The sequence below is a fragment of the Bradyrhizobium paxllaeri genome (genome assembly GCF_001693515.2).
Taxonomy (GTDB): Bacteria; Pseudomonadota; Alphaproteobacteria; order Rhizobiales; family Xanthobacteraceae; genus Bradyrhizobium; species Bradyrhizobium paxllaeri.
Window position 1 is genome coordinate 5,694,458 of sequence record NZ_CP042968.1, and the last position, 24,777, is coordinate 5,719,234.

The window sequence follows — 24,777 nt, forward strand, 5'->3', positions numbered from 1 at the left end:
GCAAGGCGCGCTGATTTGCGCGAAGAGTTTGACATGGCCGACGAAGCATTTGCCCTTTCACCGATCTCAGCACGCGCCACGCTGCCGAGCGAGGAGGACTATGCTGCAATCGCTGAAGCCTTCATGGAGACTTCGCGGGGCCGCTGGTTCCTGACCGAATACGCCAAGCGCAACCGCAATTCCGACACCCGCATGGTGCTCGATGCGGTGTCACGGATCGAGCAAAGCCTCACCGCCCAGAAGGAAGAAAGCCGTCAGCGGGAAGAAAGCCTGCGCCGGGAAGAAGGGCTTTCGGCACAGCAAGCGGCCGAGGCCATCGCCGCGGCGGCCGCGGCGCAGGATCGGCTGACCGAGGCGCTCGATGCCATCCGCGGCGCGGTCGAGGCCGCCGAGGAATCGGCGGTCGAGGCGCTCGACAGCCTGGCGCTGGACCAGCGGCTGGCGCCGGTCCGCAAGGGCGCGCGGGTGTTGCGTGAAATCGCCTGGCGGTTGCGGGAAATCGGCAATGACGGGCGGATCTGCGACCTGATCGATTCGCAGGTCACCGTCATCGAAAGGGGCACCGAACAGTTTTCCTCCGAGGAGGCGCGAGTAGCCCTCCGTGCGGCCTTTGCCGCCCTGCACGGCCGGCTTGTGGAGGTCGAGGACGAGGACGCCGCGCCAGTGCCGCTGGCCGAGGCCGACGCCATGGCCCCCTTCTCGGCCGCGCAGGAAATACCCGCGACAGCGGCCGCCGAAACGTTCGTCGCGCCGGAAGCTGAGAAAGCTGCCGAGACGCCGTTCACGTCCGAGACGCCGTTCACCGCGCTGGCCAGGTCTGCCGAAGCCGCGCTCGCGGCGGCGGAAGCCGGGCTGAAGGCTGCGGAAGCGCGGCAAGCTGCCGAAGCCGCCCTGGATCAAGACAGCTCGGCCCAGGATGCCTCGGCGCAAAATATCTCGGTGCAGGACGGGGCAGCCCTGCACACGGCCACGCAAGACAATTCAGTTCGAGACAGCTCCGCTCAAGACAACGCCATCCAGAATGTGGAGGCCCAGGACCCTGACGTGCAGGACGAGGCCCTCCTCGACATCATCGCGATGGAGATGGGCGCGCCGGATCCGATCAGCGACGCGGAGATCGCCGCAGCGATAGAAGAACAGGTCCGTGCGGCAGAGCCAGCACCGGTCGCTCCAAAGGTCGTCGCCGAAGCGCCCCAGCCGGTCGCCACGCCGGCGCCGCCGCCGGTTCAACAGGTGGTTCAACCTCCCCCACCGCCTGCTGCCGCACCGGCGCCTGCGCCGGCGATGGAAGTCTCGCTCGGCTCGACCCTCATCGCGAGCGGCATGCTCAAAAAGCCGGTCAGTGCAGCCAACGACCCGCTGGCGCCGATCCGGCGCATGAGCCAGGCCGAGAAGATCGCGTTCTTCTCTTAAAGCGCGCGTCACGCGTGCCGGCTCCACAACGCACCCGCAGCATTTGTTGCACCTGCGAATAGTTCGCTTTCCGGTTGATTCACTTCTCTGCCGAGATCAAGCTGGCGCGATTGCCTCTCCGCGGAGACAGCCGTGCAAACCAAGATCATCGTCAATCCGATGGCGAACAAGGGCAACTGCGGCAAGCGCTGGCCGCAGATTTGCGCTGAACTCGAAAAACATCTTGGCCCGCTTGGCTCCGCGCACGTTGCTATGACCCGCGCGCCCAGCCACGCCACCCACCTGGCGCGGGAAGCGGTCGATGCCGGCTATCGCCGCCTGGTCTCGGTCGGCGGCGACGGCACCTTCAGCGAGATGATGAACGGGGTGATCGCGGATGATCGCCCGATTGCATCAGACCTGGTGCTGGCGCAACTGCCGGGCGGCACCTCGAACGAACTCTCCCGCTCCTTCGGCCAGCTTTCGCTCGCCGAGGCCGGCAAGGCCATCGCCATGGGGCATACGCGCGACATCGACGTGTTCCGCGCCGACGCCAAGGGCTATGCCGGCGGTCAGGTGACGCGCTACGGCTTCGTGCTCGCCATCGTCGGCGCCGCCGCCACGATTTCCTGGCGCGCCCAACGCGTGCCGCTGCTGAAACGATTGGGCCCGATCAGCTATGTGCTGATGACAGCGTTCACGTCGCTGACCTACAGCCCGCGCCTCTATCGTATCCAGATCGACGACGAGGCCGAGCAGCGCCTGCCGATGTGGTCACTGATGCTGTGCAGCTTCGACGGCGCCGGCGAAGGCCTGATGCTCGCGCCGGGCGCCGATCCCGCCGACCGCAAGCTCGACCTGATCATGGTCGGCGACATGGGGCGCTGGGAGAGCCTGACCAGGATCGTCCCCAACCTCGCCGACGGCAGCTATCTGGAACACCCAAAGGTCTCGCGGCGCCACGCGGTGCGGATCACCATCGACAGCGATGATATGGTCCGCGCCGATGTCGACGGCGAAAGCATCGGGCAATTGCCGATGTCGGTGACGATGTTGCCGTTCCACCTGAAGGTGGCGGCGGTCAATCGGTCGTAGGATGCCCACTCCCGTCGCACAGGGTTTCATTACGACGCCGACGTGCACGATCCTCAATGGCCCACGTGAACAGCTCCACCAAGCTTGATCGTCCGAAGCATCATGGCGAGTGGCACGGCCGCAAGCGAGATCAGCATCAAGACCCAGAAGGCATCCATGTAGGCGAGGTACGATGCCTGTGTCTGCACCTGTTGTCCGATCCACTGGATCGCCTGATCATGCGCTTGGGCCAGTGAACTTCCGTGGCCAGCGAAGAAACTCGTGATCTGCTGCAACGTATCCTGATATTGCGGATTGGACGGGAGCACCTGCTCGACCAGCCGGCTCTGGTGGAACTGCTCGCGGTGCATCAACACGTTGGAGACGATCGATACGCCGATCGAGCCTCCGGTGTTCCGGGCTGCGTTGATCAGGGCGGAAGCCTGGTCTGTCTTGGATGGTTGAATGCCGTCATAGGATGCGGCCATGATCGGCACGAAGATTAGCGGCAGGCCGACGCCGAGCAGCATGCGCGAGCGCGCCATGAACCAGAAGCCGAGATCGGCGTAAACGTTGGTCATGGCGTACATGGAAAGAGCGCAGACCACTGCGCCCGCGGCGATCAAATATCTGGGCTGCACCTTGGCGGCCAGACGACCGACCACGAACATCATCATCATGGTGACCACGCCGCCCGGCGAGAGCACGAGGCCCGCCCAGGTGGCGGTGTAGCCGAAATCCTGCTGCACCAGTTGCGGCAGGAATTGCGTGGTCGCGAGCAGGATCGCACCGGTCGCCAGCATGACCAGAAAGCAGGCGCCGAACTGGCGCGTCGCCACCATGTGCAGGTCTATGATCGGATGGCGGCGGCTCAACTCCCATGGAATCATCAGCACAAACGCCAGGATGCAGATGACCGTGAACGTCACGATAAAGCGTGAGCCGAACCAGTCGTCCTCGAGGCCACGGTCCAGCACGACCTCCAGGGCACCGAGGAAGGTCGCGACCAACACGAAGCCGACCACATCGAATCGATTGCCTCGCTGCTGCGCTTCCGTACGCGCGGTTGGGGACTCCTGCAGAAGCAGCCAGATCAACGCCACCGCGATCATGCCGACCGGCACGTTGATCAGGAAACACCAGTGCCAGGACATATTGTCGGACAGCCAGCCGCCGAGCGTCGGCCCGACCACCGGGGCCACAACCACGGCGACGCCGAACACCGCAAAAGCCTGACCGCGCTTCGCCGGTGGAAAGGAATCGGCCAGGATCGACTGCGCGACCGGCACCATGCCCCCACCGCCGAAGCCCTGCAGGATGCGGCACAACAGCAGCGCATTCAGATTCGGAGCAAAGCCGCACAGCAGCGAGCTGAGCGTGAATGCTCCGAGACAGATCAGGAAGAACGTTTTGCGGCCCAATGTCCGGGCCAGGAAACTGGAGGCCGTCAGGATGATGGCGTTGGAGACGAGATAGGTGGTGACGACCCAGGACGCCTCGTCCTGGCTCACCCCCATGCCGCCTGCAATATAGGGCAGCGCAACGTTGGCGATGGTGGTGTCAAGCACCTCCATGAAGCTTGCGAGCGCGACCAGGATAGCGATCATCCACGGATTAGCCACGCCGCCGCTCGCGGATGCGGGAAGCTCGGCTCGGATCGCAGCGGAGCTCACAGGTCGCTCCTCAGCCGCTCATAGAGGGACGGCCTCGGATCAATCCGCGCGGTGGGGACTACCGACATGCCCGGGCCGAGCGCGACGTCGGACGGCGGGTTTTCCATGTCGATCTTGACCGGCACGCGCTGGACAATCTTGACGTAGTTACCGGTGGCATTCTGGGCCGGCAGCAGCGAGAACGCGGTGCCGGACCCGGGCTGGACGCTCGCGACATGACCGTGGATCATGCGTTCCGGATAGGCGTCGATCGCGAGCGTCACCGGATCGCCCGGCTGCATGTGGTCGAGTTGAGTCTCCTTGAAGTTCGCTGTCACCCAAATCTGATCCGGCACAAACATCGCCAGGCTGTTGCCAGGCTGGGCGAATTGACCGGCCGCGGCGCTCAGGTTGACGATGCGCCCCGGCTGGGCCGCCGTCACCGTCGTGTAGGACAGATTGAGTTGCGCCTGGTCGCGCTGGGCCTTTGCCTGCGCGAGACTCGCAACAGCGCTCTTGCGCTGCGCCTTCAGCGCCTCGACTTGCCGATTCGCCAGCTTGAGGGTTGCCTGCGCGCTCAGAAGTGCCGCCTGCTGCTGATGCAGTTGCGAGGTGAACTGCTGGGCGTTCTGAACCGTGCCATAGCCTGTTTGCTCCAGGTGTTGGAAGCGCGCCGCCTGCTGCTGCGCGAACACCAGTGCCGCCTGGGCCTGATCCACCTGCGCCTGGTTGGCGCCGATCTGTGCCTGCTGCACATCGAGCTGCGCGTCGATATTCTCGATGCTGGCTTGCGCCGCCGCGACCTGCGCCTGCGCCTGCTCGAGCGCCGTGCGAAAGTCGCGGTCATCGATGCGGGCGATCACGTCGCCGGCTTTGACATGCTGGTTGTCGGTGACGGGGACGGCGGTGATGTAGCCTGTGACTTTCGGCGCGATCGAAAACTGGCGCGCCGCGACGAAGGCATCATCGGTGGATTCGAAATGTCTCGCATAGTCCATGTAGAGGTAGCCACCGGCGACCGCGGAGGCGAGGAGCGCAGCCCCGATCGCGGAGACAACCGGGCGGCGACGCAGGAAGCCGGCCCTGCGCTCTTTGCTGGTCGCCGGCGGCCGAACTGCTTCCGGCGGATCGGCTGAGGCAGGCGCTCTGGCCGCCGGATCTTCGTGCGGGAGCCGAGCCCGCTCAGTGACTTCCTGCTGGTCGAATTCGACGCTGGGCTGGCGGGGATCCGGGACGGGTCGCGGGCTTTCGACGCCGTGGAGCAGTCGTCCGTCCCGTTCCAATACATTTTGTTCGGACATGCGGCCGCTCCTGCTGCTAGGCGACGCCTCAGCGACACCGAGAAAAGAAACTGCCCCGTTTCGATTTGCAGGTAATCAGGCGAAGCGGTTCCTCAATAGGAACGAAACGGTTTCGTTCTCTTTAAACATCACAGTTGCGTGGTTACTTGATGCTCAGCGGAGATCAGAAGCGCGGTCCAGTCGCGATGAGAGCCAGCAGTTTGTTGAAGAAGAAGCCGGCGCCGAAGCGGGCCAAAGTGCGCTTTGGCCGCCCGCCGAAGGAGCTTGCCGGCGAGGTTGATACCCGCATTCTCGATGCGGCGCGAAAGGTGTTTCTTGAGCGCGGATTTGAAGGCGCGAGCATCGACGAGATCGCCGAAGTTGCACGTTCGGGTAAGCCCACGATCTATGCCCGCTTCCGCGACAAGCGGGCGCTGTTCACTGCAGTGGTAACGCGGGACATCCTATCTCGCATCGCAGAGTTCAAGGCCGAGGTGCCAACCGGCACAACGATCGAGGCGCGCCTTATAAGCGCCGCGAGCACCCTGCTGCATTGGGGTTTGGACAGCGAGAGGATTGCACTGATGCGGCTGGCAATCGCGGAATCGCGCCGCTTCCCTGATCTGGCGAGCACGGTCGGCCGGACGGCGCGTGATCTCAGCACAAAACTCGGGGTCCGGTTGCTGGGCGAGTTGACGCAAGCCGACGAGCTTCGTGCGCTGCCCGCTTTTGCCCCGAAGCAGCTGACAACGACTGCACGCTTCTTCCTTGATCTCATCGCCGTGCCGATGCTGTTCCGAGCGCTGTTCGAGGTGGACCTCAAGACGCTGGACGCAGAGATCGACGCGCACGTGGCACGCAGCGTTCCGTTCTTTCTTGCCGCCTGCAGGCGCGGCGGCGTGCGCTGAGCCTTGCAAAGGCATCACTGACCGGGTCCTGAAGCCGATACGCCGTCATGTGCCATCGCGCCTGCTCGGAAGATGGCGGACTGTACTCGCGGCGGCACGCAAGCCGGATCACCATCGACAGCGATCGCATGATCCGGGCCGATGTCGACGGCGAAAGTATCGGGCACCTGCCTATGTCGGTGACGATGCTGCCATTCCACCTGAAGGTCGCAGCGGTCAATCGGTCGTAGCGCGCCACTCCCGTCGTACCTGGCTTCACTACGCCGCCGCGACGCCGCTCTGGAACGTCAGTTGGGGGGCGCTACGTCGAACAGGCAGGTCCGAAAGCGGCCGGATAGCGGACAGTCGTAGAATTGGCAAAACCGACGCGAATGACCCAAGGTGGACATGCGGTCCTATTTCGAACGCCGACTATCGAGAATATCAAGTACCGGGCAATTGGGAGCCGTGGTGCCGGTGCATTGCGCAACGGTTTTTGACAGCAACCGTTCCATCTTACGAAGATCGGCAATCTTCGCACGGACATCGTCGAGATGATGCGTCGCGATCTCGCGAACTTGGCGGCATGAGGCTTGATCAGGCCCTCCGAGGCGGATCAGCGCTCGGATGTCGTCAAGAGAGAAACCCAACTCCCGCGACCGCCGTATAAAGGCGAGGGTACGAAGATGAGTAGGGTCGTAGACGCGACGGCCACCCGCTGTGCGCGGTGGCGCGGGTAACATCTTGATCCGCTCATAGTAGCGGATGGTTTCGATATTCACGTCGGTCAGGTCCGACAGAGCACCGATAGTAAACACTTTCGCTCGCGCATCTGTGATCGAAGATATGGACAACGACCTTGCTCCTGTAGTCACTACAGGAAGTACTTAAGCCAAAGAACTACGAAGGACAATGAGATGGGTAACTTTGAGCAAGTACCAAACAGCATCGTGACCTTGCAATCGACGATCACCTGCCCGCATTGCGCAACCGGCAAGTCGGAAACGATGCCAACTGATGCTTGTCAATTTTTCTACGTGTGCACCGGCTGCGGCACTAAGCTCAAGCCCAAGGAAGGCGACTGTTGCGTTTTCTGTTCCTATGGCTCTGTGCCCTGTCCGCCGGTCCAAGCCGAGCGCTTGGGCGAGACCGGGGCGGCCTTCTGTGTAAGGCAGGCGCCGTGAGCACCGTCACGAAATCCGCTGCAGATTGGGTCGGCAGCGTCGGCACAAGCGTTCTCGCATGGTGGATACCAACGGGTGCCATCATTGCCGCCCTGTTCGCCCCCGCACACATGCGTGCTGTGGTTTGGACCGCCGCACTCCTCTGGATGGGGACTGCTTGCATCTTAAACTCGCGGCGCTGCGGGCGCACTCACTGCCGCTATACAGGCCCTTACTATCTCGCGATGATCGCACCAGTGATCTTGCTGGTTTCCGGTCTCTTCACTCTGCATTTTTATGCCTGGCTCGCCTTGGCCGCTCTCATTATCTTTGGCGGGTGGATCATTTGGTGGATGACGGAACGGGCGTGGGGGAAATTCTCGTAGCGGAAACCTACAGCTTCCTTCACATCTATGTCTGGCTTTGGCCCTTTGCGGACTTCACCGGTTTGATTCGGCAAAACGTTGGTTCGCGGACATCGATCGAGCCGCGCTCACGAATCTCGGCTTGCGAGTCCACGCCTCTAGTTCAGCTTGCCGCCGGCAACCAGGTTCTTGTGAATTTTCCCGTCCTTCATGATGACGAGGAAATTTTTGGCGGGATCCTCGATCAGCTTGATGTTCTCGATGGGATTACCATCCACCAGCAAGAGGTCAGCCAGCGCACCCTCCTCGACCACGCCAAGCTTGCCCGGATAGGGATTGCGCTTGCCGGATAGCGTGAGCAGTTCGGCATTTGTCGACGTCGCCATGACGAGCGCTTCAGCGGGGGTGTACCACCGCGACAGCGAGGCCAGAATGGCCCCCTGTTGCCGCGCCAGCGCGGCGGAGAACAGCACATCGGTGCCCCACGCCGTCTTGATTTTGTACTTCTTCGCCAGCTCGTAGGTCTTGGCTATGCCGGGCCAAACCTCATCCGCCTTGGCGCGCTGGACTGACCCCACTGGAAAGCCGAGCCTCAAGTCCTCGGGGAGCGGCTGCATGCTCAGCCAAATGCCCTTTTCGGCCATCAGCTTGGCAGTTGCGTCGTCCATCAACATGCCGTGTTCGATACACTTCACACCTGCGACAATGGACCGTTGGATCGCAGCCGGCGTAAAGGCATGCGCGGCGACGTACGTGCCCCAATTCTCGGCTGCTTCGACCGCGGCGCGCAGTTCAGGTTCGGTGAAGGTGGACACGTCGATCGGACTGAAGGGTGACGAAACCCCGCCGCCCGCCGTCAACTTGATCTGCGAGGCGCCCTGCATGAGCTGCTCGCGCGTGCGCACGCGCACCTCGTCAGGACTGTCCGCCACCACGGCGCCGCCGACCTGCTCCATGCGGGTAAGCATGCCGCCGATCGTGCGCGGCAAATCGGTGAGCTGGCGGAAATCGCCGTGCCCGCTCGTGACGGTGATCACCGCGCCGGACGGATAGATGCGTGGGCCATTGACGATGCCCTCGTCGATAGCGGCCTTGAGTCCGAACACCGGGCCGCCAACGTCGCGAACGGTGGTGAAGCCACGCATTAGCGTGTCTGTAGCTTCCGCGGCGGCGACGAGATTGACGTAGCCGACATCACCGAATGACTGTGCCGGAGTCACCCGGATCAGCATCGCATGCCAATGTACGTCGATCAGGCCGGGCATCAGCACCCGTCCGCCGCCGTCAATGACGACAGTTTGCGCGTCTGTTGCGGCCGCAGCCGGCGCGATTTTTTCGATCTTGTTGCCCCTCACCAGAACATTGGACGACGCCGAAAGCGTTTCGCTCTTCCCGTCAAAGATACGGACGTTCTGAAACAGTACAGCCCCGCCCTGCTGGGCATGCGCGGGCCGTAAGGGCGCCGCGAGGCTCAATGCCGTCGATGCAACGGCTCCGAGGACTTTGACGAGTTTGGGCCATTCTTTTAAGGGCACGTAAGACCTCCGTCCTGATATCGCGCGATTCAGCAGGAGCCGAAACATCCGGTGCGAAGAGCGAGGTGGTTTACCGGGAGATCATGCTGAAAAAGAAAAGAACGAGCAAGATGACGATTTGAATAAAAGCCATCTTGCTCGAGTGGCAGGGAGGAACTATGCGCTGCGAGCGGTAGGCTGCCACGCGTAGGCCAGCCATCCGATCCCATGCGATATCAAGTCGACGCCGAGCAGGAATCCGAGCACCCACAGCCCGGTCGTGGGAAATCCCGTGAGAATGATGAAACCGGCCACGATGCCGAACACGCCGGACAGCAGCATGATCCAGCCCGGATCCCGCCAGCGGCTGACGCCGATCAGGATGCGGACGAAGCCGGAAACCGCCAACACCAGGCCGAGAACATAGGTGAGGATCAGGGCGCTAACGAGCGGCTGGCCGACCAGCACGGCGCCGAAGGCGACGTACAGGATGCCGAGCAGCACCTGCCATACGAACCCTCCCCAGCCCTTGGTCCAGAACGCATGGACGATTTCGAAAGCGCCCGCGATGATGGCGACCCAGCCGATGAAGATGGTGCTGATGACGGTAACGAGCATGACGTCGCCGAGAACCAGGAAGCCCGCCACGATCAACGCAAGCCCGAGCAGCACACAGATCCAGAACGGCGGCGCCGGCAGACTGCCGACGCCCGTTCGCGAACTGCTGTCATATGTCGTCATGTCATTTTCCTCACCTCAGGTCTCACCGACCTCGAGTCCCGCTATACCCATCGCCATCCGCACCGGCGGCGGCCGCGGTGCCACCAGCAGACCCAACGACGACGACGCCGATGACGGCGATGCCAGTGAGGAGGAGGACGCGACGGCCGTCCAGGTGGTCGTCCCGACGGTCGTCCCGGTGGCCGTCCAGACGGCGGTCCAGGCCGCCGCATTCCAGGATCTTGAGCCTCCAGCTTGAAATCTCCGGCGTTCCTTCCAGGATCCTTCTGCACCGCGAGCGGCGCCGCCTCGGCTAGATCAGGTAGCAGGCTTGCGCCCAAGCCGGCGGCAACGACGCCACCCATCAGGGTCCATAGCGCGGTGCGACGGTCGATTGCATCCATTGTTGTTCTCCTTCCTGGAACGCCCCTTTCCTCACATGTTCATGCTGATCCGCCCGACTTCAATCGGCTGCCGGGCGCATCGCTCGGGATCTCGCCAGGCAAGTAGTTCGGCAGCCGGCCCGCCGGAATGATCGCAAGCAGCGCAAGACCGGCCATGATCAAAAGCCCAATCTTCAGCGCGCGCAGCCGCGCCTCGGTATTCACGCGCACGGCTTCCTCGACCTGCTGTGGCGTGGCGGTCGTGCCTTCCATCACGCTGCGCAGCCGGTCGTTGCTGACGAAATTGACGTTGTCGAGATCGACCTGGCTCTGGATCTCCTTTGGCAGCACGGGGTTCGCAGCGATCTGGCTCAGCACGATCGTGCTCAACAGACCGACCAGAAGCGCACCAGCCAGCGCCGTTCCGACTGCGCTGGCCAGATTTTGCGTGGTGCCCCGCAGCGACCCGACGTCGCCCGCCAGTTCCTTGGGCGACGCCGTAACCAGTACGTTGAACAGCAACGTCACCAGCGCGCCCTGACCGATGCCGAACAGAATGAGGCCAAACAGCACCGGAACCTCACTCCAGTCGTTGCGCACGACGAAGGCGAGCCACACCAGACCGACGGTGCAGGCCACGAAGCCGTAGCGGCCGATCTGCCGCGGCGTCAGCCGGTCATAGAGATTGACGACCAGCATGGCGGTGAAAAATACCGTCAGGTTGAACGGCATCATCGCAATCGCGGTCGCCAGCGGCGTGCGGCCCTGGACGATCTGGATATAGAGCGGCACCGAGAAATTCAGCGCGGCTTCCAGCGCGACCACCGCAAACAGTGCGTAGACCGCCGAGCGCTCCTCCCGCGAGTCGATCACCTCGAGCGCCAGTAGCGGCGTTTTTCCCGCCGCCTGGCGGCGGCGCGTCCACATCAGGAACGCTTGTCCGAGCACGACGCCGAGAACGATGAGGACAGGCGCCGGCGAAAGGCCGAGCAGATTGAACGGCGCATTGGCGGTCGCCAGCGCAAGGCCCCACCTGTTGAGATTGTTGAAGCCGAAACTGATGAGGACGATCGCCGCCGCGGCCAGCACGACACCGACCATATCGATCTGCACGTCCGGGCGGCCATAGTCACGCTTGAGACGGAAGCTCAGCAGGAAGACGATGGCGGAAACGGCAATCAGGATTCCGAATGCCGGCCGCCAGCCGATATAGGTGCCGAGCACGCCGCCGATGATGAACGCCAGCACGCCGGCGGCCGCCCGCGCCGAACCGAGCGCGCCGACCGCCGTCGCCTGCTGCCGCCCCGTGTAATTCTCGGCGATCAGCGCCACCAGCGACGGCACGATAACCGCGCCCGCCGCACCGCAAAGCGCCTGCGCCGTGATCATTAGCGTCGCCGTCGGGCTGAACGTCATCAATATCTGCGACGCGCAGAACAGGACCACCGCAAAGCGGAACACCTGCAGCGCGCCAAACCGCTGCGCGAGCTTGGCGCCGAGCATGACGAAGCCAGCGACCAGCATCGAATAGGCCACGATGCCGGTGGCGACGGTGGTCGGCGGAACGCCAAAGCTATTGACCATCCCGCCGAGCGCGACCGGCAGCGAGGCGACGTTGAAGGACATGATCATCTGGCCGAGCGCGATTGCAATCATCGGCACCCATGACTCCCGCGCTCCTTCCCGGATTGCTCCGATCGATATCGAGGGCGTAGCCATGGTGTGTCCTCCCGAATTGCTCGGTTGTCGGATCGATTGAGCCCTCGGCTCGATCAAGCCATTCTTTGCATCTGGTTCAGTTTTCCGGTTGCGATACGAACAGATCCATTCCCAGCTGCTGCGACAGGAATTTCGCCGCAAGTTGTCCCTTCACGCTGTTGCCGGCCGCGTCGAGTGGCGGTGCGAAGGTGCCGAAGCCGCCCTTGCCGGGAGAGACCGCGACGATGCCGCCGCCGATCCCGCTCTTGCCGGGCAGGCCGATGTCGTAAAGCCAGTCACCCGAGGTCTCGTACAGGCCGGCCGTTATCATCACGGTGAGCGCATAGTGGCAGACAGCAGCGTCCACCACGCGCTGCCGGGTAACGGGATTGACGCCGCCGTCCGCCAGCGTCGCGCCCATCACGGCCAGATCCCGCGCGCTCACATTCAGCGAGCACTGCCTGGTATAGAGATCGGTCGCCTGCTTGGCGTCGCAATAGATGCGGTCGTAGCTCTGCAGCAGCCGGGCGATACTGCGGTTGCGATAGTTGGTTTGCGAGGCCGAGGCGTATACCTCTTCATTGAGCGTGAGCTTGCGCCCGGCAAACCGCGACAACCCGTCGTGAATGAATTGCCATTGGCCTTCCGCCGTCAGGCCCGGCACCAGGCTCGTCGTCGCAATTGCGCCCGCATTCACCATCGGGTTGGTGCGGCCGCCGCCCTGCTCGATGGCGGCCAGCGAGTTGAACGGCAGTCCGGTAGCGTTCGCGCCAAGTCTTGCGCGCGCCTCCTCCGGGCCGATCGTCTCGCACACCAGCGCGAACACGAACGGCTTCGATACGCTCATGATCGAGAATTTATATTCGGTGTCGCCGGCCTCGTAGACGCGCCCGCTGGTGCCGACGACGCAAACGCCGAACAGCTCTCGCGGAACCCGCGCCAGCGCCGGATAGACCTGAGAGTTGTGGCCCTCTCCATTCGACTTGAAACGCCGGTGCGCATCCGACACCAGTCTTTGCACCATCTCTGGCTCAGGCAGATGCCCTGTCGAAATGTATGGCCGGCCCGTTGGTTCCGAGATCGAAGGCATGTCCATCGGACTCCTCCACCCGGCTCGAGCGATCCTGCTCGCGGATTGTCGAGCCGTTCGGCAACACAAATTACGCGCTGATAAGCGACCATACTCAATCGCTTCAGCCTTCTTGCTGATTGGATGCACGGTACCGCCCAAATATATGTTGAGTCAACGACACAACCTGAAAGACGGTTTGCGGCGTGTGGGTTTTGCTACAACACTTTGTGACAAATCGCGTGACTATAACGATGCGGCGACGCTGCGCACGCGGGAACCGTTCGCCGAATTAGCCGCGAATTTGACTACAGACATCGCCAGAGTGCGATCAGCGAACCGTGATCCGTTCGTTTCCGAGTTGTGATACCGTGGCGCCCGTGCCGCACGGCCGCTGCTCATTCCGCGGCTCTCCGGGATGATCCCGCAGCCGTCGACATTTGCCATCGCTGCTGACGCAACGGAAGCCCTCCGCTGCGACCGTTATGCTTTGAGGAGTGTCGATCCATCGCGCCCGCGCGGCCTACATCATGTCCATTATCGAGTTGGAGGATACGGAGATGTCAGATCTAGTCGCGATCGTCTATCCATCCGAGGCAAAGGCTGAAGAGGTACGGCAGCGTCTGTTCAAGCTGCAGAAGGAATATCTAATCACGATCAGCGATGCCGTGATCGCGGTGAAGACCGAAGCCGGCCCCATCAAGCTGAACCAGCTTGTCAATACGACAGCGATCGGCGCCGCATCGGGCAGCTTCTGGGGGTTGCTGATCGGGCTGATCTTCCTCAATCCCATTCTTGGTGTTGCCTTGGGCGCGGCTTCGGGAGCGCTCGGCGGCGCTCTGTCGGATTACGGCATCAATGACGCCTTCATGAAGGATCTCTCCAAGAGCATGCAGCCCGGCAATGCCGCACTGTTCGTGCTCATCAAGAATATGACGCCCGACAAGGTGCTGCGGGAGATCAAGGACGCGGGAGGCACCGTGCTCAAGACATCCCTTGACGACAGCAAGGAACAGCAACTTCGCGACGCACTGGCGAAGACGAGCACCGACCAGGCCACGCCCAAAACAGACGCCGCTTAAGCGGAGAAACCGAAGCCCACCAGCCCCGGGACAGGCATGCTGATCGATCCGCGCCACGGCGATATCGAGGACGATGCCGCCAGTCCCGGGCAGCGGTCCCTGCTCGCCATCGCCGGCAGCCTGCTGGTCGAAATCAGTTTGCCGAAGCTGTTGTTTGCGTGGACGGTGTTGCTGCTGTTGCCGGCCGTGCTGCTGGGCCTCGCGCCATTGCTGGTCTCCGCCTGGCTCTCAACCCTGACGGAGAAGATCGCCACGCTGACCGGGATCGGCACGGCCCTCGCCTTGCTCGCGATTGCCGCGGTGGGATGGATCGGATGGCGACCACTGTTCCGGATCGCCGAAAATAATTTCTGGTCGCTCAACGCGCTCGCCGTGCAGCCCGGCTACGCCTTCACCCGCGAAGCGCTGCGCCACCTGACGGAACGGATCTGGGGCAGGACGCTGACCGTCGCCGGCCGGGCGAGGCTGCGCAGCGTCAATTCGGTTGGCGCCGCCATCGTGCTGTCCACATGCGCAGTGCTGACTGCGATGCTGGCCTGGCCCGCCTCGCGCTGGACGGGCGGCTGGAGCGATCTGGTCGTGCTGCACCGTCTCGTCGTGCCGACGCTGGCAAATGCGATCCTGCTGGTGTCCGGATATCTGGCGGTCGCTTCGCTGATGTGGGGATTTGCTGATGCCAGCATGTCCCAGCCCGTCGACCTTGCCGCATTCGATAGCGCCTCGTCCGGACGGCGGACCTGGCGCGTTGCGCATCTATCGGATCTGCATGTGATTGGCGATCGATACGGCTTTCGCATCGAAAGCGGACGGGCGGGCCCGCGCGGCAATAACCGGCTCGACCGGGTCCTGGCGGACCTCGCCGCCATTCACGCGGCCGATCCGCTCGACCACATTCTCCTTACCGGCGATATGACCGACGCGGGCCGCGCCAGCGAATGGGCCGCATTCCTCGACGCCATGGCCCGTCATCCGGAACTCGTCGCGCGCACGATCATGTTGCCGGGCAATCACGACGTCAACATCGTCGACCGCGCCAATCCGGCCCGGCTCGACCTACCGTTCAGCCCGAACAAGCGGTTACGGCAGATCCGCGTGCTGTCAGCTATGGCGGCCATGCAAGGCGATCGCGTGCGGGTAGTCGATCCCTTGGGAAAACCGACCGTAACGCTGAGTGATGCGCTCGCGCCGAAGCGCGATGCGATCGTGGCGCTTGCGGACCACGGCGGCCTGCGCCGTGCCGCAGCCCTGCACGGCCTGTTCGACGACCAGTTTCCGATGATCGTCCCGCCCGAGACGGAAGACGGCCTCGGAATAGCCATCCTGAACTCCAACGCAGAGACCCATTTTTCCTTCACCAATGCGCTCGGGCTGGTGTCGGTCGAACAGACGCACCGCCTCGAGGCAGCGATCCGGCATTATCCGGCAGCACGCTGGATCGTCGCATTGCATCACCACGTCGTGGAGTATCCCATGCCGGTGAAAGCATTCTCCGAACGCATCGGAACGGCCTTGATCAACGGTAGCTGGTTCGTGCGCAGGCTGGACGCCCTGGCCGGTCGCGCCGTGGTGATGCACGGTCACCGCCACATCGACTGGATCGGCACCTGCGGTTCGCTGAAAATCATCTCCGCGCCTTCGCCGGTGATGAACGCGGCCGATGATGCGGCCACGCATTTCTATATTCACACGCTGGCAGCCGGCCCGGATGGACGACTTGATCTGGCGCCGCCGCAGCGCGTGGAGATTGCTGGCGAGAAGAACGCCCAGGCACACGCCACGACGTGCTAGCTGCTCCGCTGGGCCATCGACAAAATGCGCTCGGCGCCGTCATTGACGCACCATCCGCCGAACAGCATGCCACAAACGGCGAAATACGCCTGATTGCTCCATTCAACGGACGGCAAGCGGCGTTCGAGCGGTAGCGACCCAGATCGAGCACGAAACCTTCAGCGACAGCCTCGCGGGCACGTCGCGATGGAGCGAGCCTACGTGCCCGAGGGTAATCCGAACCCGCACGAGTCCGACGCGGTGCGTTTGACTCGAACGCGTCCGGAAAAGACTAGATTCCGCCGCGGCACATTTCCCGATACCGTCGGCAGTTTCCCTGGCCCCGTTCGCCAAGCTCATCCTTGAAGAGGCACTGCTGGCGCAACTGCGCGCAAATCTGGCGCGCTGATACACGCTCGAATGACGCGCGCGGCTCCTGACACGCTTCGCGGAATCTGCGGCAATGGCCTTGACCGCGCTCGCCGAGCGCGTTCTTCATTTCGCAGGTGCGCTGCAATTCCCTGCAGTTCTGCGCGAACACAACGTCGGTCAATCCAACTAGCAAAAATATCGCTACCGAAAATGCACGCATGGCTTTCACTCCTCGCGTTATCACTTTTGCTAAATACTGGACCCTGAAATTCTCCCGACCACGAATATGTCAAGTGGATGCCGGGAAGAGTTCGGTTTTTTGCGCACCAGCACGTAAATCGCGAACACGACTTACCTCCTTTGCACATCCACGTCCTTACCACGTCGACGCGCATGGACGCTGTGAACCCAATCACAGGTAGTATGGCTGGAATGCTGACCAGATCCAGTCGTGGCACGCATGAAGCGACGGTCGCTGAGGGAAGCGCCGAAAATGTTGTGCGAGCGCTGCGATATTCTCACAAGATAAAGCAGCCTCAGCTCGAAGTTGACTGAGGCAGGAGGTTTCGGTCACCACAAATTGACCGCCCCAAATGGAAAGGCGATCGTCAATTTCGCCGATCGCGATCCGTGAGTGTTCCCGTAGAAGACGAAGGGCGAGGCGCCGACGATGACTGCGCCCTGGGTTGCGGCGTGCTGGGCTGCGGGGTGGACGCCGCCTGCGGGGCCGGCGCCGGTGACGAAGGCGCCAGCGACATCTTCTGTCTGATGTCCTCCTGGACAGCGCGCAGTGCCGCAACGTTCTGGGCGATCTGTTCCTGCTTGTTAGCGAGTTGTTCTACGCTGCGCCGCACGGCATCGAGATTGGACGCCAAGGGCTCAAGCTGCACCGGGCCAGCGGAAGTTGCTGCCACGGCCGGGGACTTCGTCGTCGAAGTGGGTAACAACCAGGCCAGCGCTGGAGCCCGGGCCACCGCCATCTCCTTTGCTGCATCACCATAGGACTGCCAGCCGAGCGTCGCGCCGACACCGATGAGAACCGTAATGGAAAACCGGATAAGGCTGCGGACTATTCGCCTGCCGATCGACGGCCGACCGCTCGTCATCGGCCCCTCCCCGAAGCGGTAGGAATGAGAAGAATCGACCGACGGCTTCGTACGCCGTCCACCCATGCGCCGATCGGATCGGACGTCCAGATCGCGCGCAAGCCCGCCCGACGAGATTTCCTCGGCGCGCGGCCACTGCTGCTCCGCGAGTGGTGGACTTTGCGAGTATAACATCTGGTAACTCCACCCAGCGGTTCTTCTTGTTGACGGAAGAGGCCAACCTGGTTTGACAGAAGCGAGGCGGGAGCGCAGCAGTCCTGGGGCGATTGTGAGATCGTCGCACGATAAGAGGATCGAGTTGTTTGAACTCGGTGGACGTCAACCGTCCGCCCGGCTCATTGCGTCCTAGAGCTTGCCCGGCTTCGTCTGATCCGGTCCGCCGAACAGATCGACGACCCAGCGGCTTGACGGATGCGTGGCGCAGAAGGTCAGAATGGCCAGCGCGATCGGCACGCCGATGAAGGTGCCGAACAGGCCCCACAGAAACGTCCAGAAGAAGATCGCGAACAGCACGACAACAGGTGAAATCGACAACATGGAGCCGGCTACCCGCGGCTCGATGTAGCTGCCGACCGCGAACTGGATGATGTTCAGGCAGACGAAGACGCCGAGCACCGCCGGCCAGCTCTCGAACTGCGTCATCGCCAGCAGGGTCGGAAACAGCGTCGCGACGAACGGGCCGATGAACGGGATGTAGTTGAGCACGAAGGCAATCACGCCCCACTCCAATGCGAACGGCAATCCGGTCACCCACGCAAATGCGCCGACCAGCAGGCCGGTGATCGCGCTCATCTTCGTCCGTACCAGCAGGTACCTTCGGAATTTCGCCGCCGTCGCTGCGCTGCCGTCGAGCAGCACGCGGGCTGCGGTCTTGTTCTCCAACCGCTCTACATTCCGCCTTATGTTCTCGACTTCGAGAAGCCCGAGCATGACGTAAACCAGCGCGATCACCCAGAAGGTGAGCGTGGTATTGACGCGGGTCGTCACCTGCTGCGTCGCGCGTAGCAGCCAGCCGACGTTGAAATGTTCGGCCCAGAGCCCGGCGACCGAGATGCCGTGGCCGTCGAGCCATGTCACCACCGCCGAATAGAGGGCCTGGTAGCGCGGCAGATCGTTGATCAGCGATCGGCCGACGCGGCCAAACCCCCAGGCCGCGAGCGAAGCAACGCCGAGACAGACCGCAACCGTCGCAACGACCGTGATCGCGAGCGCGATAAGCCTCGGCATCCAGGACTGCAACCACTTCTGGACCGGCCACACGATCGCGATGATGAACAGGGCCGCCGCAAGCGGCGCGAACACCTTGCTCAACTGGGCCAGTGCCGCTGTGACCAGCACTGCCGCGATGAGTCCCGTGGTGGTCTTCAGTCCGAAGCCCATGTTGGGTTCCTTCGACCTCTAGCCAACCCAAGATTGTCAGCCGCAGTGAACGGCGGCAAGAGCGACGACGCCTCCGCATACAACCGTGATCGCGGTCACGTACGGCAAGGCGGACCTGACTTAGCGTCCCGGCAGCAAACCTCGCAACGAGGTCCGCCCGAGGAGGCAGCCATGTCCCGTTTCAAGCCATTGCTATTGGGTGCCAGCCTGCTGGCAGGCCTGTTGAGCTTCGCGGTTACCGGTGCGGCTTTCGCCGAAGCGCCGAACGCCGACATCCGCAACGGCATGCAGGGGCCACTGACCGACCAGCGCGTCGCGCTGGTGATCGGCAATTCGAATTACCAGACCGCGCCAAAACTCGCCAATCCCGGCAACGACGCGCAATCGATCGCGCAGCTTCTGAACTCGGCGGGCTTCGAGGTCACCCAGGCGACCGACCTCACGCGCAGCGACATGGTCAGGGTGGTGCAGGACTTCTCCAATAAGGTCGCCGAGCGCGGCCCGGGCGCGGTCGCCATGGTCTACTATGCCGGCCACGGCGTTCAGGTGGCCGGCGAGAACTATTTGCTGCCGGTCGATGCCAGAATCTCGTCGCCGTCCGATCTCGATGGCAACTCGCTGCGGCTGGTCGACCTGATGGGCACGCTGGAATCGATCCAGAGCCGGATGCGCATCGTCGTGCTCGACGCCTGCCGCAACAACCCATTCCCGGAGGTCAACGACGCCGGACGCGGCCTCGCCATCGTCGATGCGCCGCGAGGCTCGATCGTCGGCTACTCGACTGCGCCCGGAATGGAGGCGCAGGATGGCGACGGCAAGCACAGCCCATACACGAGAGCGTTTCTCGATATCGCACGCGAGCCGAACCTGCCGATCGAGCAATTGTTCAAGCGCGTCCGACTCGAGGTGAACAACACCACCTCCGGCAGACAGACGCCGTGGGAGAGCTCCTCGCTGACAAGCGACTTCTACTTCTTCGGCGATACCGCGGTTGCCGCAGGCCGCGCGCCGGATCGCCGCCCGATCATGCAGGTCGCGTCGAACCTGCCGTCGCGCTCGGCGCGCCAGGCTTACGACTACGTGCTGTCGGAAGGCTCGCCCGAATACTATGAAGAGTTCATCCGGCTCTACCCGCACGATCCGCTGTGCGACCACGTCCGCCTGCTGCTCGGCAACCTGCGGGTGGCGACGGCGTGGCACAAGGCGGTCGTGGCCAACTCGCCGTTCGCCTACAAGACCTTCTATGACAATTATTCGAGCAGTGCTTACGCCAAGTCCGCGCTGAAGCTGCAGGCCGCGCCGAAGGCCGTGCCGATGATGCACTTCACGCATCTGGCGAAGCAGTCGCCGACGTTCAAGCCGGGCCATATCGGCAACGTGTCCACCCTTGGCATCTCCAAGGGCCACCTTGGTGGCAATTTCGGCCACGGTCACATGCCCTCGAAGATCGTCACACTTCCCGCCAAGGGCATGAACCCGGCCAATGGCGGCAATATCAACGGCAACATGGGCAAGGTCACGACCCTGCCTGGGAAGTTCAAGCCGGGCTCCGTCAACAACGTCGGCAATGCCGGCAAGATCGCCACCTCTCCCGGCAGGTTCAACCGCGGTCCGACGCGGTTCGCCAACAAGCCCATGATGACCTCCCGGCCCATGATCGCCAGAAGGCCTGCTTTCGCCACCGCGCCGCGGCATTTCAACGGCGGCGGCATGGGCGGCGGGAATTTCAACCGCTTCGCCGCAGGTCCGTCCCGCAGCTCGTTCGGTGGCGGTTCGTTCGGTGGGGGCTCGTTCGGCAGAATGGGTGGCGGCGGCTTCAGGCGCTAACGCAAACAATTCGTGCGCAATGAAAGATCCGGGCAGAGCACATGCTCTGCCCGGATCTAAATTTTAAGAGAGCCTGATCAGGCCACCAGCTTGGCGAACAGGTCCGCGTCGACATTGCCGCCGGACAGCACGATGACGACGTTTTTGCCCTTGGCGTCGATGCGTCCGGCCAGCAGCGCGGCGAGGCCGACGGCGCCGCCGGGCTCGACCACCAGTTTCAATTCGCGATAGGCATAGGCGACCGCCGCGCCGACTTCCTCATCGGACGCAGTCACGCCGTTCGCGAGCAGCTTGCTGTTGATCGAAAAGGTGAGTTCGCCCGGCATCGCCGCCATCAGCGCATCGCAGATGGTGCGGCCGGCGGCGTGATGGGCCTCGCGATGACCGGCGCGCAGCGACAAGCCGTGATCGTCATAATCCTTCGGCTCGGCGACGATCACCTGCGCCTGCGGGAATTTCGACTTCACCGCGGTCGCGACGCCGGCGATCAGCCCGCCGCCCGAGGCCGGGGCCACCACGATATCGGGGCTGAGTCCGAGCGCCGCCATGTCCTCGGCGATCTCGCGGCCCGCGGTGCCCTGCCCCGCGATCACGAAGGGATCGTCATAGGGGCGGACCAGCGTCGCGCCGCGCTTGCTGGCGATGCCGTTGGCGATGGCTTCGCGGTCTTCCTTGTCGCGGTCGTAGAGCACCACCTCGGCGCCGTAGCCCTTGGTGCGCTCGCGCTTGGTGACCGGCGAATCCGCAGGCATCACGATGGTCGCCTGCATGTTGAGGATCTGCGCCGCCGCCGCCACGCCCTGGGCGTGGTTGCCGGAAGAGAACGCGACGACGCCGCCGCCGCGCTTGTCCTGCGGGATCGAGGCCAGCTTGTTGAAGGCGCCGCGGAACTTGAACGATCCGGTCCGCTGCAGCATCTCTGGCTTCAGAAAGACCTTGGTCCCGACGCGCTCGTTGAGAACGGGGAACGACAAGAGCGGCGTGCGTACTGCGAACGGCGCAACTACCCGCGCTGCCGCATCGATATCTGCAGCACCGACCGGTGCCGTTGAGGCTTTTTCCGTCATGCGCATGTTGTATCGCGCTAGCGGATAGCCCGGCAAGACGCATTCAGGTGATATCAGGCGGCGAAATGCGGGTCTTCCGCCACAAATTCGGCCGCGTCGCCCTCCGATTCGATGGGACGGGAATTCAGGGCATGCTCGATGAAAACCCGCGTGGAGGCCTGCCAGGTATGGGCGGCGGCGAATTCGACGCAATCTTCCCGCGAGATCTGCAGCGCCTCCAGGCAGGCGGCCCGCAAATCCTCGCTCAGCACACCAACCGGCGCCGAGCCGATCACGTCGCGCGGACCGGTGACAGGAAAGGCCGCGACCGGCAGGCCGCTGGCCAGCGCCTCCAGCAGCACCAGCCCAAACGTGTCGGTTCGGCTGGGAAAGACGAAAATGTCGGAGGCGGCGTAGATTTCGGCCAATTCCTCGCCGTGCCTTGCGCCAAGGAACACGGCATCAGGATATTTCCGCTCCAGCGCCATCCGGGCCGGTCCATCGCCGACGACGAGCTTGGTGCCGGGCAAATCGAGGTCGAGGAAGGCTTCGAGATTCTTCTCCACCGCGATCCGGCCGACGCAGAGATAGACCGGCATCGGCAGGCAGAGATCGGTACTGCGGGGATGGAATAGCGAGGTGTCGACGCCGCGCGACCACAGCACCACGTTGCGAAAGCCGCGCGTCCGCAATTCGGCCGCCAGCGCCGGCGTCGCCGCCATCACCGCCCGGCTCGGCCGATGAAACCAGCGCAGCGCCTTCCACACCCATGATTCCGGAATCGGCGAGCGCGCCGAGACGTATTCGGGAAACCGGGTGTGAAAGCTGGTGGTGAACCGCAAACCATGCTTGCGGCAATAGCGCCGCACGAGAAGCCCGATCGGGCCCTCGGTCGCGATATGAATGCTGTCTGGCTTTGCCGCCTTGATCAGTCGCGCGATTTTTGCCGGATACGGCAGAGCCAGCCGCAGGTCGGGATAGCTCGGCATCGCAAAGGTGCGAAACGATTGCGGCGTCAGGAAACTCACCTCGATGCCAAGCCCCCTGGCCGCTTCCGCCATTGCGGTCAGCGTGCGCACCACCCCGTTGACCTGGGGATGCCACGCATCGGTTGCGACCAGGATATGCGTCATGCGGCGCGCGCCGCGACGCGGGGAACCGGCGCGGCCCTTCGCTGCGGATCGGTCCAGGTGATGATCTCGAACCTCCCGTCCTCGTGCTCGGCGAGCGCCGTGCAGCTCTCCACCCAGTCGCCGCAATTCATGTAGCGGATGCCGTGCTCGTCACGGATGGTGGCGTAGTGGATGTGGCCGCAGATCACGCCGTCGGCGCCGTGCCGTCGCGCTTCACCGGCCAGCGTCTGTTCGAACGCGCCGATATAGTTCACGGCGTTCTTGACCTTCAGCTTCGCCCATTGCGACAGCGACCAGTAGGGCACGCCGAACATCCGCCGGAAGAAGTTGACGAGACGGTTCATCTGGATGGCGAAGTCGTAGGCCTTGTCGCCGAGATGGGCGAGCCAGCGCGCGTTCTGCACCACGAGATCGAAGATGTCGCCATGGATGACGAGGTAGCGCTTGCCGTCGAGGCCCTCGTGAATGGTGTTTTCCACCACGTCGATGCCGCCGAAATGGGTGCCGTAATAGTTACGCAGGAATTCGTCGTGATTGCCGGGCACGTAGATGACCTTGGCGCCCTTGCGCGCCTTGCGCAGCATCTTCTGCACGAAGTCGTTATGCGATTGCGGCCAGTACCAGCTCGACTTCAGCGCCCAGCCATCGACGATGTCGCCGACCAGATAGATCGTGTCGGCGTCGTGGGTCTTGAGAAAGTCCAGCAATCGATCGGCTTGCGAGCCGCGAGCCCCGAGATGGACATCGGAGATGAACAAGGTACGAAAGCGCCGTTCCGGGCTTTCTTCACTCAAGGCGTCACTACCCATGCCTGTCCCCTGACAGATTTCTGTGACAGGGCGATGACTAGTTCACGCGGCCCATAGCCCCACGAGAATCAATGTCGCGCCCCCGCGATTTGCGGATAGCAGCGCGATGCGACAGGCAAGCGACACGGCAACGGCGATATCTCGACGTCGTCCCTGCGGACGCAGGGCGACGGAGACAGCTCAATAAAACTTGTGAAAATGATGCACCGGCCCGTGACCGTGGCCGACGCTGAACCGGTCTGCCGCTGCGATCGCGGCGGTGACCCACGCCTTGGCGTTACGCACGGCCGTCTCCATGCCCTCGCCCTTCGCGAGTCCCGCCGCAATCGCCGAGGATAGCGAGCAGCCGGTGCCGTGGGTGTTCTTCGTCGCCACGCGCGGCGCGGCCAGCGCGATCGTGCCATTCGCGCCGATCAGATAGTCGATGCTCTCAGCGCCCTGCCCGTGGCCGCCCTTGATCAGCACCGCCTTGCACCCCAGCCCGAGCAAACGCTTGCCCTGTTGCTCGACCGTGGCTTCGTCCGTTGCCACGGCTTCATCGAGCAGCGCCGCAGCCTCCGGCAGGTTGGGCGTGATCACCGACGCCCGCGGAATGAGCCTGGTCCGCAGCGCCTCGACGGCTTCCGCGGCGAGCAACCGGTCGCCCGAGGTTGCGACCATCACGGGATCGAGCACGACGTGCTTCGGCGACCAGCGCGAAAGTCCCGCGACGATGGCATCGATCACCGGCGGATGCGCCACCATGCCGATCTTGACCGCGCCGACGTCGAGATCGGAAAACACCGCGTCGATCTGCGCGGTGACGAATTCTGCCGGCACTTGATGGATGCCGCTGACGCCTGTGGTGTTCTGCGCCGTCAGCGCCGTGATCACGGAGGCACCGTAGACGCCCAGCGCAGCGAACGTCTTCAGGTCGGCCTGGATACCGGCACCGCCAGAGGAATCGGAGCCGGCGATGGTCAGGGCGATCGGCGTCGTCACCGCAGGTCTCGCGCAGTTGGCGTGTTGGAGGTCATGGATCGTCCTACCGCGCCCCGCCACGGGCAGCAAGCCGGGTT

General features: G+C 63.4%; 22 protein-coding genes. 9 read left to right on the forward strand and 13 right to left on the reverse strand.

Features of this window, described 5'->3' with window-relative positions; all coding sequences use genetic code 11:
• The first annotated feature begins 33 nt into the window (after nt 1-33).
• Complete coding sequence (locus LMTR21_RS27195) at nt 34-1,413, forward strand: hypothetical protein (RefSeq protein ID WP_065752590.1); 1,380 nt, start codon at nt 34-36, stop codon at nt 1,411-1,413.
• 132 nt (nt 1,414-1,545) lie between these two features.
• On the forward strand, nt 1,546-2,487 hold the full coding sequence (locus LMTR21_RS27200) for a diacylglycerol/lipid kinase family protein (RefSeq protein WP_065752591.1): 942 nt from the start codon (nt 1,546-1,548) through the stop codon (nt 2,485-2,487).
• Between the two features lie 53 nt (nt 2,488-2,540).
• On the opposite strand, the gene LMTR21_RS27205 is transcribed toward LMTR21_RS27200, so the two are convergent.
• Both LMTR21_RS27205 and LMTR21_RS27210 read right to left on the reverse strand, forming a co-directional pair.
• A complete protein-coding gene (locus LMTR21_RS27205; RefSeq protein WP_065752592.1) occupies nt 2,541-4,073 on the reverse strand; it encodes a DHA2 family efflux MFS transporter permease subunit in 1,533 nt (510 codons plus the stop codon).
• Nucleotides 4,074-4,135: 62 nt separating this feature from the next.
• Nucleotides 4,136-5,419 (reverse strand): HlyD family secretion protein, encoded by a 1,284-nt coding sequence (locus LMTR21_RS27210; RefSeq protein WP_084030574.1) that lies wholly within the window; start codon nt 5,417-5,419, stop codon nt 4,136-4,138.
• Between the two features lie 200 nt (nt 5,420-5,619).
• On the opposite strand from LMTR21_RS27210, the gene LMTR21_RS27215 reads away from it, so the two are divergent.
• Both LMTR21_RS27215 and LMTR21_RS27220 read left to right on the forward strand, forming a co-directional pair.
• Nucleotides 5,620-6,306 (forward strand): TetR/AcrR family transcriptional regulator, encoded by a 687-nt coding sequence (locus LMTR21_RS27215; RefSeq protein ID WP_187399204.1) that lies wholly within the window; start codon nt 5,620-5,622, stop codon nt 6,304-6,306.
• A gap of 47 nt (nt 6,307-6,353) precedes the next feature.
• On the forward strand, nt 6,354-6,536 hold the full coding sequence (locus LMTR21_RS27220) for a hypothetical protein (RefSeq protein ID WP_065752593.1): 183 nt from the start codon (nt 6,354-6,356) through the stop codon (nt 6,534-6,536).
• 165 nt (nt 6,537-6,701) lie between these two features.
• Here the strand turns inward: LMTR21_RS27220 and LMTR21_RS27225 are convergent, their stop codons facing one another.
• Entirely contained in the window at nt 6,702-7,139 is a 438-nt protein-coding gene (locus LMTR21_RS27225; RefSeq protein ID WP_246174278.1) for a MerR family transcriptional regulator, read from the reverse strand.
• Between the two features lie 96 nt (nt 7,140-7,235).
• On the opposite strand from LMTR21_RS27225, the gene LMTR21_RS41230 reads away from it, so the two are divergent.
• Together LMTR21_RS41230 and LMTR21_RS27235 are read left to right on the forward strand one after the other, a co-directional pair.
• On the forward strand, nt 7,236-7,469 hold the full coding sequence (locus LMTR21_RS41230) for a GDCCVxC domain-containing (seleno)protein (RefSeq protein ID WP_084030578.1): 234 nt from the start codon (nt 7,236-7,238) through the stop codon (nt 7,467-7,469).
• A complete protein-coding gene (locus tag LMTR21_RS27235) occupies nt 7,466-7,834 on the forward strand; it encodes a hypothetical protein (RefSeq protein ID WP_065752595.1) in 369 nt (122 codons plus the stop codon). Before LMTR21_RS41230 ends, LMTR21_RS27235 begins: the two co-directional genes overlap by 4 nt.
• A 137-nt stretch (nt 7,835-7,971) precedes the next feature.
• Here the strand turns inward: LMTR21_RS27235 and LMTR21_RS27240 are convergent, their stop codons facing one another.
• The 4 genes from LMTR21_RS27240 to glsA form a co-directional block, all read right to left on the reverse strand.
• On the reverse strand, nt 7,972-9,288 hold the full coding sequence (locus LMTR21_RS27240) for a metal-dependent hydrolase family protein (protein WP_246175851.1): 1,317 nt from the start codon (nt 9,286-9,288) through the stop codon (nt 7,972-7,974).
• Nucleotides 9,289-9,504: 216 nt separating this feature from the next.
• The gene (locus LMTR21_RS27245; RefSeq protein WP_065752597.1) at nt 9,505-10,068 is read right to left on the reverse strand and encodes an HdeD family acid-resistance protein; all 564 of its coding nucleotides are present in this window, start codon (nt 10,066-10,068) and stop codon (nt 9,505-9,507) included.
• A gap of 422 nt (nt 10,069-10,490) precedes the next feature.
• Nucleotides 10,491-12,086, reverse strand: coding sequence for an MFS transporter (locus LMTR21_RS27250; protein WP_065752599.1), 1,596 nt, complete (start codon nt 12,084-12,086; stop codon nt 10,491-10,493).
• 139 nt (nt 12,087-12,225) lie between these two features.
• Nucleotides 12,226-13,224 carry a glutaminase A gene (gene glsA, locus LMTR21_RS27255; protein WP_141688261.1) on the reverse strand — a complete coding sequence of 333 codons (999 nt, stop codon included), beginning with the start codon at nt 13,222-13,224 and terminating at the stop codon, nt 12,226-12,228.
• 533 nt (nt 13,225-13,757) lie between these two features.
• On the opposite strand from glsA, the gene LMTR21_RS27260 reads away from it, so the two are divergent.
• Nucleotides 13,758-14,279: a DUF1269 domain-containing protein gene (locus LMTR21_RS27260; RefSeq protein WP_065752637.1), complete on the forward strand. Its 522-nt coding sequence runs from the start codon at nt 13,758-13,760 to the stop codon at nt 14,277-14,279.
• A gap of 36 nt (nt 14,280-14,315) precedes the next feature.
• On the forward strand, nt 14,316-16,067 hold the full coding sequence (locus LMTR21_RS27265; protein WP_065752600.1) for a metallophosphoesterase family protein: 1,752 nt from the start codon (nt 14,316-14,318) through the stop codon (nt 16,065-16,067).
• 959 nt (nt 16,068-17,026) lie between these two features.
• On the opposite strand, the gene LMTR21_RS27270 is transcribed toward LMTR21_RS27265, so the two are convergent.
• Together LMTR21_RS27270 and LMTR21_RS27275 are read right to left on the reverse strand one after the other, a co-directional pair.
• On the reverse strand, nt 17,027-17,698 hold the full coding sequence (locus LMTR21_RS27270; RefSeq protein ID WP_065752601.1) for a hypothetical protein: 672 nt from the start codon (nt 17,696-17,698) through the stop codon (nt 17,027-17,029).
• A 171-nt stretch (nt 17,699-17,869) separates the two neighbouring features.
• Nucleotides 17,870-18,904 carry an AI-2E family transporter gene (locus tag LMTR21_RS27275; protein WP_065752602.1) on the reverse strand — a complete coding sequence of 345 codons (1,035 nt, stop codon included), beginning with the start codon at nt 18,902-18,904 and terminating at the stop codon, nt 17,870-17,872.
• A gap of 171 nt (nt 18,905-19,075) precedes the next feature.
• Here LMTR21_RS27275 and LMTR21_RS27280 point away from each other — a divergent pair, with 171 nt between their 5' ends.
• Complete coding sequence (locus tag LMTR21_RS27280; protein WP_065752603.1) at nt 19,076-20,731, forward strand: caspase family protein; 1,656 nt, start codon at nt 19,076-19,078, stop codon at nt 20,729-20,731.
• A gap of 77 nt (nt 20,732-20,808) precedes the next feature.
• Here LMTR21_RS27280 and LMTR21_RS27285 read toward each other — a convergent pair whose 3' ends face one another.
• The 4 genes from LMTR21_RS27285 to thiD form a co-directional block, all read right to left on the reverse strand.
• Nucleotides 20,809-21,798, reverse strand: coding sequence for a threonine ammonia-lyase (locus LMTR21_RS27285; protein ID WP_057836636.1), 990 nt, complete (start codon nt 21,796-21,798; stop codon nt 20,809-20,811).
• A gap of 53 nt (nt 21,799-21,851) precedes the next feature.
• The gene (locus LMTR21_RS27290) at nt 21,852-22,910 is read right to left on the reverse strand and encodes a glycosyltransferase family 4 protein (RefSeq protein ID WP_065752604.1); all 1,059 of its coding nucleotides are present in this window, start codon (nt 22,908-22,910) and stop codon (nt 21,852-21,854) included.
• Nucleotides 22,907-23,719, reverse strand: a complete 813-nt coding sequence (locus LMTR21_RS27295; protein WP_065752605.1) for a UDP-2,3-diacylglucosamine diphosphatase — start codon at nt 23,717-23,719, stop codon at nt 22,907-22,909. The genes LMTR21_RS27290 and LMTR21_RS27295 overlap by 4 nt, the downstream gene beginning before the upstream one ends.
• A gap of 180 nt (nt 23,720-23,899) precedes the next feature.
• The gene (thiD, locus tag LMTR21_RS27300; RefSeq protein ID WP_065752606.1) at nt 23,900-24,700 is read right to left on the reverse strand and encodes a bifunctional hydroxymethylpyrimidine kinase/phosphomethylpyrimidine kinase; all 801 of its coding nucleotides are present in this window, start codon (nt 24,698-24,700) and stop codon (nt 23,900-23,902) included.
• Between the last annotated feature and the right edge of the window lie 77 nt (nt 24,701-24,777).